The organism is Flavobacterium sediminilitoris (genome assembly GCF_023008245.1).
In the GTDB taxonomy this organism is placed as follows: domain Bacteria; phylum Bacteroidota; class Bacteroidia; order Flavobacteriales; family Flavobacteriaceae; genus Flavobacterium; species Flavobacterium sediminilitoris.
Genome location: NZ_CP090145.1, coordinates 1,709,264 through 1,726,367 on the forward strand (window position 1 = coordinate 1,709,264; position 17,104 = coordinate 1,726,367).

At 29.9% G+C, this 17,104-nt stretch carries 13 protein-coding genes; all 13 read left to right on the plus strand.

Translation table 11 applies throughout. From position 1 onward, the window contains the following. The first annotated feature begins 24 nt into the window (after positions 1 to 24). The 13 genes from ruvA to LXD69_RS07800 all read left to right on the plus strand — a co-directional run bounded on the left by ruvA (position 25) and on the right by LXD69_RS07800 (position 17,100). Entirely contained in the window at positions 25 to 606 is a 582-nt protein-coding gene (gene ruvA / locus LXD69_RS07740) for a Holliday junction branch migration protein RuvA (RefSeq protein ID WP_246918616.1), read from the plus strand. A 3-nt stretch (positions 607 to 609) separates the two neighbouring features. Next, complete coding sequence (sov, locus tag LXD69_RS07745; protein WP_394799749.1) at positions 610 to 7,830, plus strand: T9SS outer membrane translocon Sov/SprA; 7,221 nt, start codon at positions 610 to 612, stop codon at positions 7,828 to 7,830. A 166-nt stretch (positions 7,831 to 7,996) separates the two neighbouring features. Then, positions 7,997 to 8,377 carry a glycine cleavage system protein GcvH gene (gcvH, locus tag LXD69_RS07750; RefSeq protein WP_045969463.1) on the plus strand — a complete coding sequence of 127 codons (381 nt, stop codon included), beginning with the start codon at positions 7,997 to 7,999 and terminating at the stop codon, positions 8,375 to 8,377. Further along, a complete protein-coding gene (locus LXD69_RS07755; protein WP_246918617.1) occupies positions 8,355 to 8,723 on the plus strand; it encodes a VanZ family protein in 369 nt (122 codons plus the stop codon). Before gcvH ends, LXD69_RS07755 begins: the two co-directional genes overlap by 23 nt. A 56-nt stretch (positions 8,724 to 8,779) precedes the next feature. Then, on the plus strand, positions 8,780 to 9,526 hold the full coding sequence (locus LXD69_RS07760; protein WP_045969459.1) for an energy transducer TonB: 747 nt from the start codon (positions 8,780 to 8,782) through the stop codon (positions 9,524 to 9,526). Between the two features lie 96 nt (positions 9,527 to 9,622). Next, the gene (locus LXD69_RS07765; RefSeq protein ID WP_246918618.1) at positions 9,623 to 10,396 is read left to right on the plus strand and encodes an energy transducer TonB; all 774 of its coding nucleotides are present in this window, start codon (positions 9,623 to 9,625) and stop codon (positions 10,394 to 10,396) included. Between the two features lie 85 nt (positions 10,397 to 10,481). Beyond that, entirely contained in the window at positions 10,482 to 11,219 is a 738-nt protein-coding gene (gene deoC / locus LXD69_RS07770) for a deoxyribose-phosphate aldolase (protein WP_246918619.1), read from the plus strand. Between the two features lie 7 nt (positions 11,220 to 11,226). After that, complete coding sequence (locus tag LXD69_RS07775; RefSeq protein ID WP_246918621.1) at positions 11,227 to 13,335, plus strand: capsule assembly Wzi family protein; 2,109 nt, start codon at positions 11,227 to 11,229, stop codon at positions 13,333 to 13,335. Between the two features lie 95 nt (positions 13,336 to 13,430). Then, on the plus strand, positions 13,431 to 14,333 hold the full coding sequence (gene cyoE, locus LXD69_RS07780) for a heme o synthase (RefSeq protein WP_045969453.1): 903 nt from the start codon (positions 13,431 to 13,433) through the stop codon (positions 14,331 to 14,333). 1 nt (position 14,334) lies between these two features. Continuing rightward, complete coding sequence (locus LXD69_RS07785; RefSeq protein WP_045969451.1) at positions 14,335 to 14,922, plus strand: cytochrome c oxidase subunit 3; 588 nt, start codon at positions 14,335 to 14,337, stop codon at positions 14,920 to 14,922. Between the two features lie 43 nt (positions 14,923 to 14,965). Further along, entirely contained in the window at positions 14,966 to 15,934 is a 969-nt protein-coding gene (locus LXD69_RS07790) for a cytochrome c oxidase subunit 3 (RefSeq protein WP_045969449.1), read from the plus strand. Positions 15,935 to 15,953: 19 nt separating this feature from the next. Beyond that, complete coding sequence (locus LXD69_RS07795; protein WP_045969446.1) at positions 15,954 to 16,304, plus strand: cytochrome C oxidase subunit IV family protein; 351 nt, start codon at positions 15,954 to 15,956, stop codon at positions 16,302 to 16,304. 88 nt (positions 16,305 to 16,392) lie between these two features. Continuing rightward, entirely contained in the window at positions 16,393 to 17,100 is a 708-nt protein-coding gene (locus tag LXD69_RS07800; protein WP_045969445.1) for a hypothetical protein, read from the plus strand. Positions 17,101 to 17,104: the final 4 nt, after the last annotated feature.

Consider the following 17,104-nt stretch of genomic DNA (forward strand, 5'->3'; position numbering starts at 1 on the left):
GACTATTAACATATTAAATATATAATGATAACTCATATCCAAGGGAAACTAGTTGAAAAAACGCCAACAGAAGTAATAATAGATTGTAATGGAATAGGGTATCATATAAATATATCATTGCATACTTTTTCGCTTTTGCCAGATAGTGAGAATTTGAAACTTTTTACTTTTTTACAAGTAAAAGAAGATTCGCAGACTTTATATGGATTTGTAGAAAAAAAGGAAAGAGAATTATTTAAGCTATTAATTTCTGTTTCTGGAATTGGAGCTAATATTGCAAGAACTATGTTGTCTTCTTTAGATCCTCAGCAAATTATACAAGCTATAGCTTCAAATGATGTTCCAACTATACAAAGTATAAAAGGAATTGGGGCAAAAACGGCTCAGAGAGTTATTTTGGATTTGAAGGATAAAGTGTTAAAAGTTTATGATTTAGATGAAGTTTCTTTAACTTTTAACAATACAAATAGAGAAGAAGCGTTATCTGCATTAGAGGTTCTAGGTTTTGTTAGAAAAACGAGTGAAAAAGTTATTGATAGAATTGTAAAAGAATCCCCAAATGCAACAGTTGAGACCTTAATAAAACAAGCATTAAAAAACTTATAAGACTTGGAAAATAAATTTAACGAAAGTGTTTTTAATAGATTTAAAAAAGGACTAAAAATCATTTTTTTATGGTTTCCATTTTTCTTGTTTTCACAAGTAGATGGTCAAGAAAATGATTCTATTAAAAAAGGTGTAGATCTAGGTAAGATTAAAGTTCCTAATCCACAAAGTATAGTTGAAGCTTATACTTATGATTCTGTAACTGATAGATATATTTATACAAACACTTTTGATGGATTTAATGTAAACTATCCTTTAGTCTTAACTCCGCAGCAATATCAGGAATTAGTTTTACGTGAAGAAATGCGTAAATATTATAGAGATAAATCAGCAGCAATTGATGGAAAAAAGGATGGTAGTGAAGAAAAGAAAAAAGATTTATTGCCAAGATATTATGTTAATTCTAAATTCTTTGAAGCTATTTTCGGAGGAAATACTATTGATGTAAAGCCTACAGGTTCTGTAGAAATAGATTTAGGAGTACGTTTTACAAAACAAGATAATCCAGCATTTTCACCAAGAAACAGAAAGACAACCACATTCGATTTCGATCAGAGAATTAGTGTTGGTCTTCAAGGAAAAGTAGGAACGAGGTTAAATGTAAATATTAATTATGATACTCAATCTACATTTGCTTTTCAAAACCTTATAAAATTAGAATATGGCTCAACAGAAGATGATATTCTACAAAAATTAGAAGTTGGAAATGTTAGTTTTCCACTATCTAATTCTTTAATTAGAGGTTCTCAAAGTTTATTTGGTGTTAAGGCTCAATTGCAATTTGGAAAAACAACCGTAACAGGTGTCTTTTCTGAACAAAAGTCGCAAACGAAAACGGTAACTTCTCAAGGAGGAGGAACACTTCAAGACTTTGAATTATTTGCTTTAGAATACGATTCTGATAGACACTATTTTTTATCGCAATATTTTAGAAATCAATATGATAAATCATTAGAAACATATCCATATATTAACAGTAGAATTCAAATTACAAGAATTGAAGTTTGGGTTACGAACAAGCAAAATAGAATTAATTCAACTGAGAATAATTTAAGAAACCTTATAGCTCTTCAAGATTTAGGAGAAGCTCCTTTAACAAATTTGACACCTCAAGAAGTTGTAGGTGTAAATTTAGCTGGAAATCCATCCTTTTTTAACGTAGGGCCAGATACTCCTTCAAATAACCCAAATAATAAATTTAACCCAAATCAAATAGGAAGTAATTTTTTAACTCAAGCTATTAGAGAAGTTGCAACAGCAAATAATGGTTTTACAATTGGAGTAGATGAAGGGCTAGACTATGCGAAATTAGAAAATGCTAGAAAGTTAACAGCATCAGAATTTACATATCACCCACAATTAGGGTACATTTCGTTAAGTCAACGTTTAGCAAACGATGAAGTTTTAGCTGTTGCCTATCAATACACTATTGGAGATCAAGTTTATCAAGTTGGAGAATTTGGAACAGATGGAGTTGATGCTACACAAGTTGATAACACAGGTATTCCTTCTTCACAAGCTTTGATTGTTAAGTTGTTGAAAAGTAACTTAACAGCAGTTAAACAAAAGACACCAAATGAAGATTTAACAATGCCAACATGGAACTTAATGATGAAGAATATTTATCAAATTCCAGGTGGATATCAATTACAACAAGAAGATTTTAAATTTAATATTTTATATACAGATCCATCACCACTAAATTATATTACTCCATTTGTGGATAATTCAGGAAATATTCCTTTAGACTTGCCAGCAGGAGTAAAAGAAACACCTCTTTTAAAGGTTTTAAATGTAGATAAACTAAATTATACAAATGATCCGCAAGAAGGAGGAGATGGTTTCTTTGATTTTTATCCAGGAATAACAGTCGATCCTCAATACGGTAGAATTATTTTTACAACTAAAGAGCCTTTCGGAGAACATTTATTTGGAAAATTAAATACAGGAGGAACAGAAAATTATAATGATCCATTAACATATAATGTGAATCAGAATAAATATGTTTTTAGAAACTTGTATAAATCAACACAAGCTGCTGCACTTCAAGAAAGTGAAAAAAATAAATTTCAATTAAGAGGGCGTTTTAAATCTTCTGGAGGTGATGGTATTTCTATTGGTGCTTTCAATGTTCCACAAGGATCTGTAGTTGTAAAATCAGGAGGAAGGGTTTTGGTTGAAGGAGTAGATTATACAGTGAATTATCAACTTGGAAAAGTACAATTATTAGATCCTTCATTACAAGCATCAAATACTCCACTTGAAATATCAGTTGAAAATAATTCTGTTTTTGGTCAACAAACAAGACGATTTTGGGGTGTAAATGTTGAACATCAATTTAATAAAAACTTTTTAGTTGGAGGTACAATATTGAACTTGTCAGAGAGACCTTTTACAAACAAGTCAAATTATGGACAAGAATCTGTAAATAATACTATTGTAGGATTAAATACAAATTTCTCTACCGAAGTGCCATTTTTAACAAGATTAGTTAATAAATTACCAAATATTGATACAGATGTACCTTCTAATTTGTCTTTTAGAGGAGAAATAGCCTATTTATTACCAGGTTCTTCAAAAGCAGATCAATTTAATGGAGAAGCAACTACTTATGTAGATGATTTTGAAGGCTCACAATCTTCCATACCTTTAAATTCACCTGGACCTTGGACTTTAGCAAGTGTGCCACTAGAAGAAAATTTTGATGGAAATCCAGATGAAACAGAACCTGTAACAGATGATCCAGTTATTGGGTATAAGAGAGCGAAAATGGCTTGGTATACTATTGATCCTGTCTTTTATACTCAGCCACCAAGTGGAATTAATGATAATGATTTATCGTTAAATAGAACAAGAAGAATATACAGTCGAGAATTATTCCCAAATGTAGATATTGCACAAGGAAATTCAAATGTTATCAGTACATTAGATTTAACATATTTTCCAAAAGATAGAGGGCCATATAATTTTAACCCTTCACTTGCTACAACAAACCAATTTCCAGATACTGATATTGTAGATAATTGGGCAGGAATTATGCGTTCAATTAATTCAACTAATTTTGAACAATCAAATGTTGAATATGTTCAGTTTTGGATTTTAGACCCTTATTATGGAAATGCTCCAGATGTAGTTAGTCCTGCGAATACAGGAAAATTAGTGTTTAATTTAGGGGAAATTTCTGAAGATATTTTAAAAGATGGAAGAAAACAATATGAAAATGGATTGCCGGAAGTTGGAGCAACTACACCAGCGCTTCAAACCGGTTGGGGACAAGTACCAAGTTCTCAATCCTTAGTGTATGCATTTGATACAGACGAGGCAAATAGAAATCAACAAGATGTTGGTTTTGATGGACTTAATGATGCTGCTGAAGCAATAAAGTATAGTGCTTTTGCTGGTCAAAGCGATCCATCTGCTGATAATTATAGATTTTATTTAAATGCAACGGGTGGAGTTGTGGATCGTTATAGAGATTATAATGGTTTTGAAGGGAATTCTCCTGTAAATGTTACAGATACAAATAGAGGGAATGACACTAGACCAGATGTAGAAGACGTAAATCGTGATCAAACAATGAATACGATTAATGCTTATTTTAAATTTGAAGTGCCTATTAATAATACTCCTCAAGTTGGCCAAAATTATGTCGTTGATGTTAGAACAGTATCAGAATCATTACCAAATGGGAGTAATGTTAACGCAAGATGGGTTCAATATAAAATTCCAATTTTAGAATTTACACAAAATAATGTAGTAGGAGCTATTGCTGATTTTAGATCAATTAGATTTATGAGAATGTATATGACTGGGTTCTCAGAAGAGATTACACTTCGTTTTGGAACTTTAGATCTTGTCAGAGGAGAGTGGAGACGTTATACAAATTCATTAGAATTTAATGACCCTGATCCAACAGATGATAATACTGGTTTTGATGTTGTAGCAGTAAATATTCAAGAAAATAGTAGTAGATCACCAATTCCTTATGTTTCGCCTCCAGGAGTAACTAGAGAACAGTTATATAATAACAATACGGTTATTAATCAGAATGAACAATCTTTATCATTGAGAGTTTATGACAAAGATGGAGGATATAATGATGGTTTAGAAGCAGGAGATTCAAGAGCAGTTTTTAAAAATGTAAACGTAGATATGCGTCAATTTAAAAAGATGCGTATGTTTTTACATGCAGAATCATTGCCGCAACCAGATGAACCACAGCCACTTCAAAATGACCAAATGGTTGCATTTATTCGTTTTGGAAATGATTTTACAGAAAATTTCTATCAAGTAGAAATTCCTTTAAAGGTTTCTTCTCAAAACGCATCAACACCAGATGATGTATGGCTTTCTGATAATGAAATTGAATTACCAATGGAATTATTAACTAAACTTAAAATATTATCACTTAATAACTCTTCAACTATAATATATGGCCCTGATGGAATTGGTTTTGTAGAAGAAGAAGCCATTGGTTCTTCGAATAGTAAACTAACATTAGGTATAAAAGGAAATCCGAATTTTGGATTAGTTCGAACGTTAATGGTAGGGCTTAAAAATATAAGCAATCAAAATATTAGAGGTGAGGTATGGTTTAATGAACTTAGACTTTCAGACTTAGACAATAAAGGTGGTTATGCAGCGGTAGCAAATCTAGATACAAATCTTGCTGATTTTGCAACTGTTTCCGCAACAACTAGAGTAAGTACTATAGGATTTGGAGGAATAGAAGAAGGTCCGAATGAAAGAAGTAGAGAAGATGTTTTTCAATATGATATAGTTACTAATTTGAATTTAGGGAAATTACTACCTAAAAAGTGGGGAATAACATTACCTTTTAATTATGCAGTTGGAGAAGAAACTATAACGCCTAAATACGATCCTTTTTATCAAGATATTGAATTAAATCAACTTTTAGATGTAACTACAGATGCAGAACAACGTTCAAATCTTGAAAATAGAGCAATAGATTATACAAAAAGAACAAGTATTAACTTTATAGGTGTTAGAAAAGAGAGAGGTGAAGGTCAAAAACAACATTTCTATGATGTAGAGAACCTAACATTATCATATTCTTTTAACGAAACCGAACATCATGATTATGAAATTGAGAATCTTGTTGATCAACAAAACAGAACAACAGTAGATTATGCTTATTCATTTAAACCTTTGACAATTGAGCCTTTTAAAAACTCAAAGAAATTAGATAAAAGCGGTTATTATAAAATGTTGAAAGATTTTAATTTTAATTTCTTACCATCAAATATTTCATTTAGTTCTAATATTATAAGACAATTTAATAGACAACAGTTTAGGTTAGTTGACGTAGAGGGAATTGGTTTAGATCCTTTATATAGAAGAAATTACTTTTTTAATTATCAATATGGATTCAATTATAATCTTACTAAATCATTACGTCTTAATTATACAGCAGCTTCAAATAATATAGTTAGAACTTATTTAGATGAAGAAAATAAACCGATAGACGGTCTAGATATTTGGGATGATTATTGGGATATTGGACAATCAAATCAGCATAATCAACAAATTGTTTTAAATTATGATTTACCAATAAATAAAATTCCTGCTTTAGCATTTGTTAAGTCAAATTATACCTATACAGGAGATTTTAATTGGCAACGTTCATCAGATGCCTTTTCATCAATTGTTGCAGATAATGGTATTAGATATAATTTAGGAAATACAATTCAAAATGCAAATTCCCATAAGCTGAATACAACATTTAATATGGATTTGTTATATCGTTATATCGGGTTGACAGGGAGTAAAAAGAAGAAAAGTAAAAAAGAAAAAGATTCGAAAGATGCTTTACCAAAACCAGGGCAAAAGATTACAGCAAAAAGTAAAACAAGTAAGAATGACGGAAATGTATTTGTAAATGGTTTAATAGGAATAATTACAAGTATTAAAAATATACAAGTAAATTATACAGAAACAAATGGAACCGTTTTGCCAGGTTATACTCCAGGATTAGGTTTTTTCGGTTCTTCTAGACCATCACTTGGGTTTGTATTTGGTAGTCAGTCAGATGTTCGTTATGAAGCAGCAAGACAAGGTTGGTTAACTGAATTTCCGGAATTCAATCAAAATTTCACACAGGTAACAAATAAACAATTAAATTTCACTGCCCAAGTAGAGCCTTTTGCGGATCTTAAAATAGATTTGACAGCAGACAGAATGTATGCAGATAATTATTCTGAACAATATGATGTTTTGAATGGTCAGTATAACTCTCGATCGCCTTATAATTTTGGAAATTTTAGTATTTCAACTGTTTTAATCCAAACAGCATTTAGTCAAAGTGATGAGAATTTTTCAGAAGCTTTTGAAGACTTTAGAGCAAATAGATTAAAAGTAGCAAATAAACTAGCTTCTGAATATTATGGAAGCAATGTTTATCCAACTGATTTAGAAGGTTACCCAGTAGGCTATGGTAAAAATAGTCAACAAGTGCTATTACCTTCTTTTGTTGCTGCATATTCAGGAAAAGATATCTCTAAACAATCAACAGGTGTTTTTAAAAATGTTCCTTTACCAAACTGGACAATTAAATACACAGGATTAATGCGTTATAAATGGTTTAAAGATAAATTTAAACGTTTTTCATTACAACATGGTTATAGAGCAAGTTATAATGTAAACTCATTCCGTTCAAATCTAAATGAAGCGCCTGTAGATGCTAATGGAAACTTTTATGCGAATACAATTATTTCAAATGTAAACTTAACAGAACAATTTAATCCATTAATGAGAGTTGATTTTGAAATGAAAAATTCAATCAAAATTTTAGCAGAAATTAAAAAGGATAGAACATTAAATATGAGTTTTGATAATAACTTATTAACAGAAGTAAGCGGTAATGAATATACTATAGGTTTAGGATATAGAATAAAAAATGTTACAATAGTATCAAAATTAGCAGATAATCCGACAGGAGTAATTAAAAGTGATATCAATATTAAAACGGATTTCTCATTAAGGAAAAATAATACAATTGTTCGTTATCTAGATTATAATAATAATGAATTAGCAGGTGGACAAGATTTATGGTCTATTAAGTTATCTGCGGATTATTCGTTTAGTAAGAATTTGACAACGATATTCTTTTATGATCATCAGTTCTCACAAGCGGTTATTTCAACATCATTTCCAATAACAAATATTAGAGCAGGATTTACAATTCGATATAATTTTGGGAACTAGTTAGTCTATATGAATATAAAAAAGACTCACTTTTATATAAAAGTGAGTCTTTTTTGTTTTATAAATGTAACATTTTTTAATAGTAATAAGATAAAAAAAATTAAAAACCTATTTTGGAATTAAATTAATAAAACTACATTTGTGAAACCAATAAAAAAGAAATAAAATGAATATTCCAGCTAATTTAAAGTATACAAAAGACCACGAGTGGGTATTAATAGAAGGAGAAATTGCAACAATAGGTATTACTGATTTTGCTCAAAAAGAATTGGGTGATATTGTTTATGTAGAAGTAGAGACATTAGATCGTACCCTAGAAAGAGATGAGGTTTTTGGTACTGTTGAAGCAGTTAAAACAGTTTCTGATTTGTTTTTACCATTGAGTGGAGAAATTATTGAATTTAACGAAAACCTTGAAAGTGAGCCAGAAAAAGTAAATGTAGATCCTTATGGAGATGGATGGATGGTTAAAGTTAAAATAAATAACGCTTCTGAAATTGACCAATTGTTGTCAAATGATGATTATGCAGCGCTTATTGGAGCGTAAATATTTTTATTTTGCTGTTTTTTGGACGTTATTTATTACTTATATGAGTTTGGTAACGATAGAAAAAGTAAATACATCTATTATTAATATTCCAAACAAAGATAAAATAGTTCATTTTGTATTCTATTTTATCTTTGTCTTTAGTTGGATTAAGGTTTTTAATAGTGATAAAAATAGAATTAATTTAAAAATAGTTGTAATCGCGGTATTATATGGCATAATTATTGAAGTATTACAGTCGGTGTTCACTACTAATCGTCAAGCAGATATTTTTGATGCTATGGCAAATGCTCTCGGAGCGTTAACTGCGTTTCTTTTTTTGAGATATATTAAAAATAAATCTTGAAAAAATTTTAAAAACATCTTATTATTAATTATATTAGCGACCTTAAAAATAAAATTATGGAATTAAAGAAAAATCCTAATGTAGACCCTAAAAGAAATAGTAGATTGTTCTTTCAGATTGGTCTTGTAGCAGTTTTATTGCTTACTTATGTTGGAATTGAATTAAAATCCGAAGATCCAAGAATAGAAAAAGAAAGATTTACATTGACAGATAACTTAATGTTAGATGAAGAGGATGTGATTTTGACAATGCCTCCAGTTCAACAACTTCCACCACCACCACCACCTGCTCCAGAAGTAATTGAAGTGGTGAAAGATGAAATTAAATTGGAAGAGAAGAAAATTGAAACTACTGAAGTTGAAGAAAATAAACCAGTTGTGGTTGTTAAAGCATCTGAAGTTGGAAGCACAGGACCTTCTTTAGATGATATTCCAGATGAGATGCCATTTGCTGTTATTGAGCAAATTCCTATGTTTCCTGGATGTGAAGGAGTGGCAAAAAATCAACAAATGGATTGTTTTAATGAAAAAATGCAAGCGCATATAAAGAAATACTTTAGTTACCCTGAAAGAGCTGCTGAAAACGGATCTCAAGGACAAGTTTCTGTACAATTCTTAATTGATAAAGATGGAGTTGTTAAAGATATTAAGGTAAGAGGAAGAGGAATTAAAAATGATGCTGAACTTTTGGAAAAAGAAGCAGAAAGAATTATTTCTAAATTACCTAAGTTTACTCCTGGTAAGCAAAGAGGAAAAGCTGTAAGGGTAAAATACGGTTTACCTATTACTTTTAAATTAAATTAAAAAAAAATCCCAATCTTTTTAGATTGGGATTTTTTTTTTGGCACATAATTTGTGTAGGTATTATTAACAATCTGTTAACATATAACCTATATAATTATGAGAGTAAAAAATGAATTTCAGAAAAAGGCAAAAAATAGTGTAATCTATTTTCAATTAGGTCTTATTGCTACAATGTTGGCTGTTTTATTTGTTTTAGAGTATAATTTTCAAGATGTAAAGAAGAAAGAAAAAGAATGGGTGTTTAAAGGTCCTATTGTTGATGAGCCTTTTGTGTATAATCCGATTGAAGTTAAACCAGAAGTTACAAAGCCTGTTTCTAAACCAGTTACTCCTGTTGAGCCAGTTATCCCTCAAAAAGTAGTGACGGATTTTAAAGTGGAAGACGATAAAGTAGAAGTTGAAAAGGAAGATAATTTGGCTACTCAAGATAATACTACAAAAGCAGAAAATCCAACATCAAATAATTCTTCAACAGTTAATACGGGAGCAACAACCACACCTAATAGCGGTCCGGAAACTATTCTTTCTGTTGAACAATTACCAATGTTTAAAGCTTGTAAAGGATTAAGTAGAGCAGAACAAAAAGAGTGTTTCGAATCGGAATTAGCAAAAGTGGTTTCTAGAAATTTGATTTACCCTAAAGATGATTATGCAGATGGAATACAAGGAAGAACGTTTGTTGAATTTATTATTGACGAAAACGGAAATATAACAAATGTAAACTCTTTAGGAAGTGGGAATGCAACAAAAGAAATGAAATTAGCTGCTGAAAAAGCAGTAAAAAAAGTGCCAAAATTAATTCCTGCAAAACAAGGAGATAAGAATGTAAAAATTAAATATGTAATTCCAATTTCTTTTAAGATGAACTAAATTGAATTATTACAAAAAAAGAATCCCATATCAATGGGATTTTTTTATTTTTACCAAATTCTAAGAATGTAAAAAAAATCATAACATGAGACAATATCTAGATGCTACTTATTTAAAAACAGCAGAACAAGCGGGTCTTTCCAAGAAAGCGAATATGGAAGTTGTGAAAATGAACATCAAAGAAGCCATTGAAGAACAGTTTAAATTGATAATGATTAGGCCAGAATTTGTTTCTGTGGCAAAAGAAATGATTCAAGAATCTAATTCAAACTTAACAATTGGTACTGTGATTGATTTTCCAAAAGGAGACGGTTCTTTGGAAAGTAAATTGGCTGAAGCTGAAAAAGCAATTAAAGACGGTGCAGATGATTTAGATTTTGTTTTAGATTATGAAGCTTTTAAAAAAGGAGATGTTGATGTGGTAAAAAAGCAAGTTATAGAGTGTACAAAATTAGGATTAGAGCATAATAAAATAGTAAAATGGATTATTGAAATCGCAGCACTTAATAATCATCAAATCGTGCAGCTTACAGTTTTGGTAAAAAATTGTGTAATTGCAAATTTTAAAGAATTTCAATATGAAAATGTTTTTGTAAAATCGTCAACAGGATTTTATCAAACGCATGACGGTTCACCAAATGGGGCAACTGTTCAAGCAATAAAGTTAATGATTGAAAATGCTTTTCCATTGTCTGTCAAAGCGGCTGGAGGAGTAAAGAATTATCAAGAGGCTTTGGAAATGATTAATTTAGGGGTAAAGAGAATAGGAACTTCTGCGGCAAAAGCAATAATATCAGGAGAAGAGTTAAAATCTGAATATTAAAAAAAACATGAAAAAGTATATAATATTTCTATTATTTTTATGGAGTATATTGAGTTATTCACAAAGGGCTTCTGAAACATTTCCTGTTTTTGAAGAATGTAAAAATGAAAGCTTAGAGCGTTCTGGAAAATGTTTTTATAATGTTTTGGAAAAATTTGTGTTTTCAAATTTTGAAGTTCCAGACGAATTAAAAAAGAGTAATTATCAAGGTCAAATAATTACAATATTTGAAGTTGATACAGTAGGAGTGTTTAAGGTGCTTTATATTGATGCGGTTTCTAATGAATTAAAAAAAGAGACGCAACGAATATTTGATATCTTGCCTAAAATTGAACCTGCAAAATATTCAGGAAGACCAACATATTCAAAATTCACACTTAAAATTAGTATTCCTCTACAAGAGCCTAATCTTAATGAGGAAGTAATAATAGATTCAGAAGCAAAAACAAATGAGAAATTAATAGATAATTCAAAAGAATTGGATGAGTTTGAGAATATTGAAAAATCATATCAGGAATTTAAAAATCCTAGCTTTAAAAGTGATTTAAATATACCTTTTTCTCATTTAAATTATTATGAATTTGATGCTTTGCTTAATCAAGTAGGAAGTAATAATCACACAGCAACAAAGCCTTATTCTTATAATGAAGTTGCGAAATATTATGATTTTGAAATAGCAAGAACCAATGTATTGAAGAAAAAAACATCTTGGTGGGGAAGGAAATTTTGGAATGAAAATTTAGTGGAAATTCAAGGTGATGGATATTGGTTTAGTTTTAATCCAATTTTAGACTTAAGAGCAGGGAAAGATACAAAAAGTGAGCTTTCAAATACATTTGTAAATACAAGAGGAATTCAGATTCAAGGCGGACTTGGTAAAACTTTAACTTTTACATCTTCAATTTATGAAAGTCAAGGGAGATTTGCAGATTATTATAATGATTATGCAGCAAGTATAAAACCTTCGGGAGGAAATCCAGCAATTTTGCCTGGTATTGGTATTGCAAAAAAGTTTAAAGTAGATGCTTTAGATTTTCCTTTAGCAGAGGCTAATATTAAGTATAAACCAAGTGGGTTTATAGATTTGCAGTTAGGATATGGAAGGAATTTTGTAGGCGATGGCTATCGTTCTCTTCTTCAAAGTGATGCAACTAGTCCTTATCCATATTTTAAAATTAATACTACATTTTGGAAAATAAAATACACAAATACCTATATGTGGTTGAAAGATGTAAGACCAGAAGCTACATTTGAAGGAACATATTCAACAAAGTATATGGCAAGTCATTATCTGAGTTATAATGTTTCAAAAAGATTAAATATTGGATTATTTGAAAGTGTTGTTTGGGCAAACACAAATGATAGAGGTTTTGATATGAGTTTTGTGAATCCAATAATTTTTTATAGAGCAGTAGAGTTTAACTCTTCTTCAAAAAGTGGGAATGCAGTCTTAGGAGCAACAGCAAAATATAAGTGGAATAATCAAATTAATTTCTATAGTCAATTTATTCTTGATGAATTTTCAATTGGAGATGTGAAAGCTGGAAAAAAAAGCTGGAAAAATAAATTTGGATATCAAATAGGGATAAAATATTATGATGCTTTTAAAGTAAAGAACCTTATGTTGCAACTAGAATATAATCAAGTAAGACCTTATGTGTATTCTCATAGTAATCCGTTGACAAATTATGGGCATAACAATCAAAGTATGGGGCATGCTTGGGGAGCTAATTTTAGAGAAGTATTAGGAGTTGCGCGATATTTCAAAGGAAGATACTTTGGAGAAGCAAAATTAATTTATGGACAAAGAGGTTTTGATTTTAATACAACAAATGATGTTTCTAACTATGGAGGAAATATTTATTTAAATTATGAAGAAAATAGACCATTTGATAATGGAGTTTCTATTGCGCAAGGGAATAAAACAAATGTTTTAATAGCAGATTTGCAATTGGGTTATATAGTTAATCCAGCATCAAATATGAAATTTTTCGGAAGTTTATTGTATCGTAATTTTGACCCTAAAACTGAAACTGTTAATGTAAAAAAATCAAATACAGTATGGTTTTCAATTGGTTTACGAGCTGACTTGTTTAATTGGTATTTTGATTATTAACATTTTTAAGGTGTTTTTTATCTCAGGAATAGGCTGTAAATCAAAAATCTTATTTGTATCTTTGCGCCCAATTAAAACAAGGATATCTGTTTATTTTGGACACTGCAAATCATACCGTTTCTAAACCCACTCTCTTTTCGAGTTTTGTAGCGATTACAAAAGCAAGATTGGCTATAAGTGTAGTTTTTTCTACAGTGGCCGGTTATTTACTTGGAGTAAATTCATGGAGTAGTCAGAATTGGCTTACGTTATTGTTTTTAATTGTTGGAGGATATTGCATGGTTGGAGCATCAAATGTTTTTAATCAAATTATAGAAAAAGATTTAGATGCATTAATGGATAGAACAAAAAATCGTCCTTTACCACTTGGAACGGTTTCAAAACAAAATGCTTTTATTTTAGGTATAATTCTTACTCTTTTAGGCTTATCCATTCTCTATTATGTAAATGCAAAAACGGCAATGTTTGGTGCAATTTCAATTTTTATGTATGTAAGTTTATATACACCTTTAAAAACAATCACACCATTATCTGTATTTGTTGGAGCTTTTCCAGGGGCAATTCCTTATATGTTAGGTTGGGTTGCAGCTACAGGTAATTTTGGAATAGAAGCAGGAACATTGTTTATTATTCAGTTTTTTTGGCAATTTCCACATTTTTGGGCTATTGGATGGTTTTTATATGATGATTATAAAAAGGCTGGATTCTTCATGTTGCCAACAGGTAAAAGGGATAAGAAAACAGCTTTACAAACAATTCTTTATACTATTTGGATGATAATAGCTTCTATTATTCCTGCTTTTGGTTATACAGGTAAATTGTTTTTAACAAAGATATCGGCAGGAATAGTTGTAATGTTAGGACTGTGGATGTTGTTTTATGCAGTTAAATTATATAAAGAAATGGATGCAAAAGCAGCTAGAAAATTGATGATAGTAAGTGTGTCTTATATTTCATTATTACAAATTGTATTTATTTTAGATAAATTTTTAAGATAGGATGGAAACAAAAATGACTTTAGAAGAGCATAATAGTAGAAAATCAAAAACGTATAAAATGTTATTGATTTTTGGAATGATAAGTATATTGATGATTTTCGCTGGATTAACAAGTGCGTATGTAGTAAGTAAATCACGACCAGATTGGTTGAGTGATTTTGAATTGCCTAATGCATTTTTAATGAGTACAATTGTGATGATTTTAAGTAGTGCTACTTTTATTTTAGCACTTAAGTCAATAAAAAAAGCAAATAGAAATTTAACAACTATATTCTTAATAACAACTTTTTTATTAGGTGTTTTGTTTGTAGTGTTACAATTTAAAGGATTTGGACAAGTAATAGACAGTGGTTACTTTTTTACAGGTAGCGAAAGTAGTGTTACAACTTCATTTTTATATATTGTAGTGCTAGTACACATGGCGCATCTTTTAGGAGGTTTTATTTCATTAATTGTGGTAATTTATAATCATTATAAACAAAAATATAATGCTTCACAAACCCTTGGTATTGAACTAAGTGCGATGTATTGGCATTTTATGGATTTTATTTGGGTATATTTGTTTTTATTTTTCTATTTTTTCAAATAGAAAAAAAGTAATAAATTTGGGAACTTTTTAACAATTAAATTTTATGGGAGCGACAGTTACAAATGACAATCACGCTTTGCTAGATGGAGGACCAGGACCAATGGGGGCAACCTATGGTAAAATGATGATGTGGTTTTTTATACTATCAGATGCTTTAACATTCTCGGGATTCCTTGCTGCTTATGGTTTTTCTAGATTTAAGTTTATAGAAACATGGCCTATTGCAGACGAGGTGTTTAATCACTTTCCTTTTGCACACGGTAAAGATTGGCCAATGATTTATGTGGCTTTAATGACTTTTATCTTGATTTTTTCTTCTGTTACTATGGTGTTAGCTGTAGATGCAGGACATCAAATGAAAAAATCAAAAGTTGCTTTCTATATGTTTTTAACCATAATAGGTGGTTTCATATTCTTAGGATCTCAAGCTTGGGAATGGAAAAACTTTATTAAAGGAGAATTTGGAGCAATAGAAACTAAAGGTGGAGCAATCTTGCAATTTGTTGATAAAGATGGAAAGAGAGTTGCATTACACGAGTTTTCAAAAGTTCTACCAGAAGAAAGAGAACAATTAAAACGCGATAAAGGGTTTTGGTTTATGGAAGAATCATCTCTTCCTTCATATTCGGTAAATGAAGTTATCGAAGGTTTTAAAGCTAATCCAAATATACTTATTAGAAGTGAAAAAATTGTTGATAAAAGAAAAGTTGTTCTTTCAAGAGAAGAATCTTTAATTAGAATCAATGATGCAAAATATGTTGTAGAAGGAGCTAACTTAGTTAGAAACGAGTACGGACATAAATCTTTTGGAGATTTTTTCTTCTTCATTACAGGATTTCACGGATTTCACGTTTTTACAGGAGTTCTTATTAATATCATCATTTTCTTTAATGTACTTCTTGGAACTTATGAAAAAAGAAGAAGTTATGAGATGGTTGAAAAAGTTGGATTATACTGGCACTTCGTAGATTTAGTATGGGTATTTGTATTCACATTCTTCTACTTAGTATAATTTATTAAAAAGTAATATTATGGCACACGCACACGAATCAAATACAAAAAGAATCTGGATCGTTTTTGGAATACTTTCATTAATTACAATAGTAGAGGTATTGTTAGGTATTTATAAACCAGATTCATTATTCAGAACACATGTTTTATCTAGTAGTTTATTAAACTGGATATTCATTATCTTAACAGTTGTAAAAGCGTACTATATTATGTGGGCATTTATGCACTTAGAAGGAGAAAAAGCAAGTTTCCGTTGGTCAATAGTAGCGCCTTTAGTGTTCTTAATTCTTTATTTATGTTTTATCGTTCTTGTTGAAGGAGATTATATTTATGAAGTATTTAGAACTGGTCATTTAAAATGGATATTTTAACATCATATTAGATATACTTAATCCCGCTTTTAGCGGGATTTTTTTTACTTTTGCATTAAGAAATATGTAATCTAAATTTTTTTAATAGATGAAAAATAAATTAGTCTTAATACTTCTCTTTATTTTACCAATAATAACCTATCTTATCTTTGCTTCTGCTAAGCATAACTCTCTCTTTTTACCAATTTTATCTGAAAATAATACTGAAATTCCAAAAGAATGGAAGTCGCTATCTGGGGATAATGTAGAATTGAAAGATAAAATTACAGTTTTAGGTTTTACTGGTTCCGATATTCCTGAATTTAAAGCAAGAATGTTTAATTTAAATCAAAAGATTTATAATAAATTTTTTGGATTTGAAGATTTTCAAATTGTTATGATTGCACCTGAGGGAACTCAAGAAGAGATAAAGAAGAATGTCGTAGAGTTGGATAGAATTACTGAAGATATGAAAGGATGGAAATTTGTTTTTGCAAAACCAGAAGAAATAAAGAAATACCATCAGTCTCTTGAACTTATAAGTAACTTAGATAATAACTTTGGAACACCATCTGTTATAATTTTAGATAAAAATATTAACCTTAGAGGAAGAAAAGGAAAGAATAAAAAAGGAGAAGAAGAATATAGAGAAAGTTATAATACTATTTCTGCGGCAGAACTCCATAATGAAATGACAGATGATGTTAAAATTATATTGAGAGAATATCGTTTAGCATTAAAAAAGAATAAAAGAAAAGATGATTTTAGAGATAAAATCACAAATAAAGTAGAAGAAACATCTCGTAAAAGTGAATAAAAAT

What these genes read in the sequence shown, in the direction of transcription:
- ruvA (WP_246918616.1), top strand. Translation starts at nt 25, where the DNA reads ATGATAACTCATATCCAAGGGAAACTAGTTGAAAAAACGCCAACAGAA.
- gcvH (WP_045969463.1), top strand. Translation starts at nt 7,997, where the DNA reads ATGAATATTCCAGCTAATTTAAAGTATACAAAAGACCACGAGTGGGTA.
- LXD69_RS07755 (WP_246918617.1), top strand. Translation starts at nt 8,355, where the DNA reads ATGCAGCGCTTATTGGAGCGTAAATATTTTTATTTTGCTGTTTTTTGG.
- LXD69_RS07760 (WP_045969459.1), top strand. Translation starts at nt 8,780, where the DNA reads ATGGAATTAAAGAAAAATCCTAATGTAGACCCTAAAAGAAATAGTAGA.
- LXD69_RS07765 (WP_246918618.1), top strand. Translation starts at nt 9,623, where the DNA reads ATGAGAGTAAAAAATGAATTTCAGAAAAAGGCAAAAAATAGTGTAATC.
- deoC (WP_246918619.1), top strand. Translation starts at nt 10,482, where the DNA reads ATGAGACAATATCTAGATGCTACTTATTTAAAAACAGCAGAACAAGCG.
- LXD69_RS07775 (WP_246918621.1), top strand. Translation starts at nt 11,227, where the DNA reads ATGAAAAAGTATATAATATTTCTATTATTTTTATGGAGTATATTGAGT.
- LXD69_RS07785 (WP_045969451.1), top strand. Translation starts at nt 14,335, where the DNA reads ATGGAAACAAAAATGACTTTAGAAGAGCATAATAGTAGAAAATCAAAA.
- LXD69_RS07790 (WP_045969449.1), top strand. Translation starts at nt 14,966, where the DNA reads ATGGGAGCGACAGTTACAAATGACAATCACGCTTTGCTAGATGGAGGA.
- LXD69_RS07795 (WP_045969446.1), top strand. Translation starts at nt 15,954, where the DNA reads ATGGCACACGCACACGAATCAAATACAAAAAGAATCTGGATCGTTTTT.
- LXD69_RS07800 (WP_045969445.1), top strand. Translation starts at nt 16,393, where the DNA reads ATGAAAAATAAATTAGTCTTAATACTTCTCTTTATTTTACCAATAATA.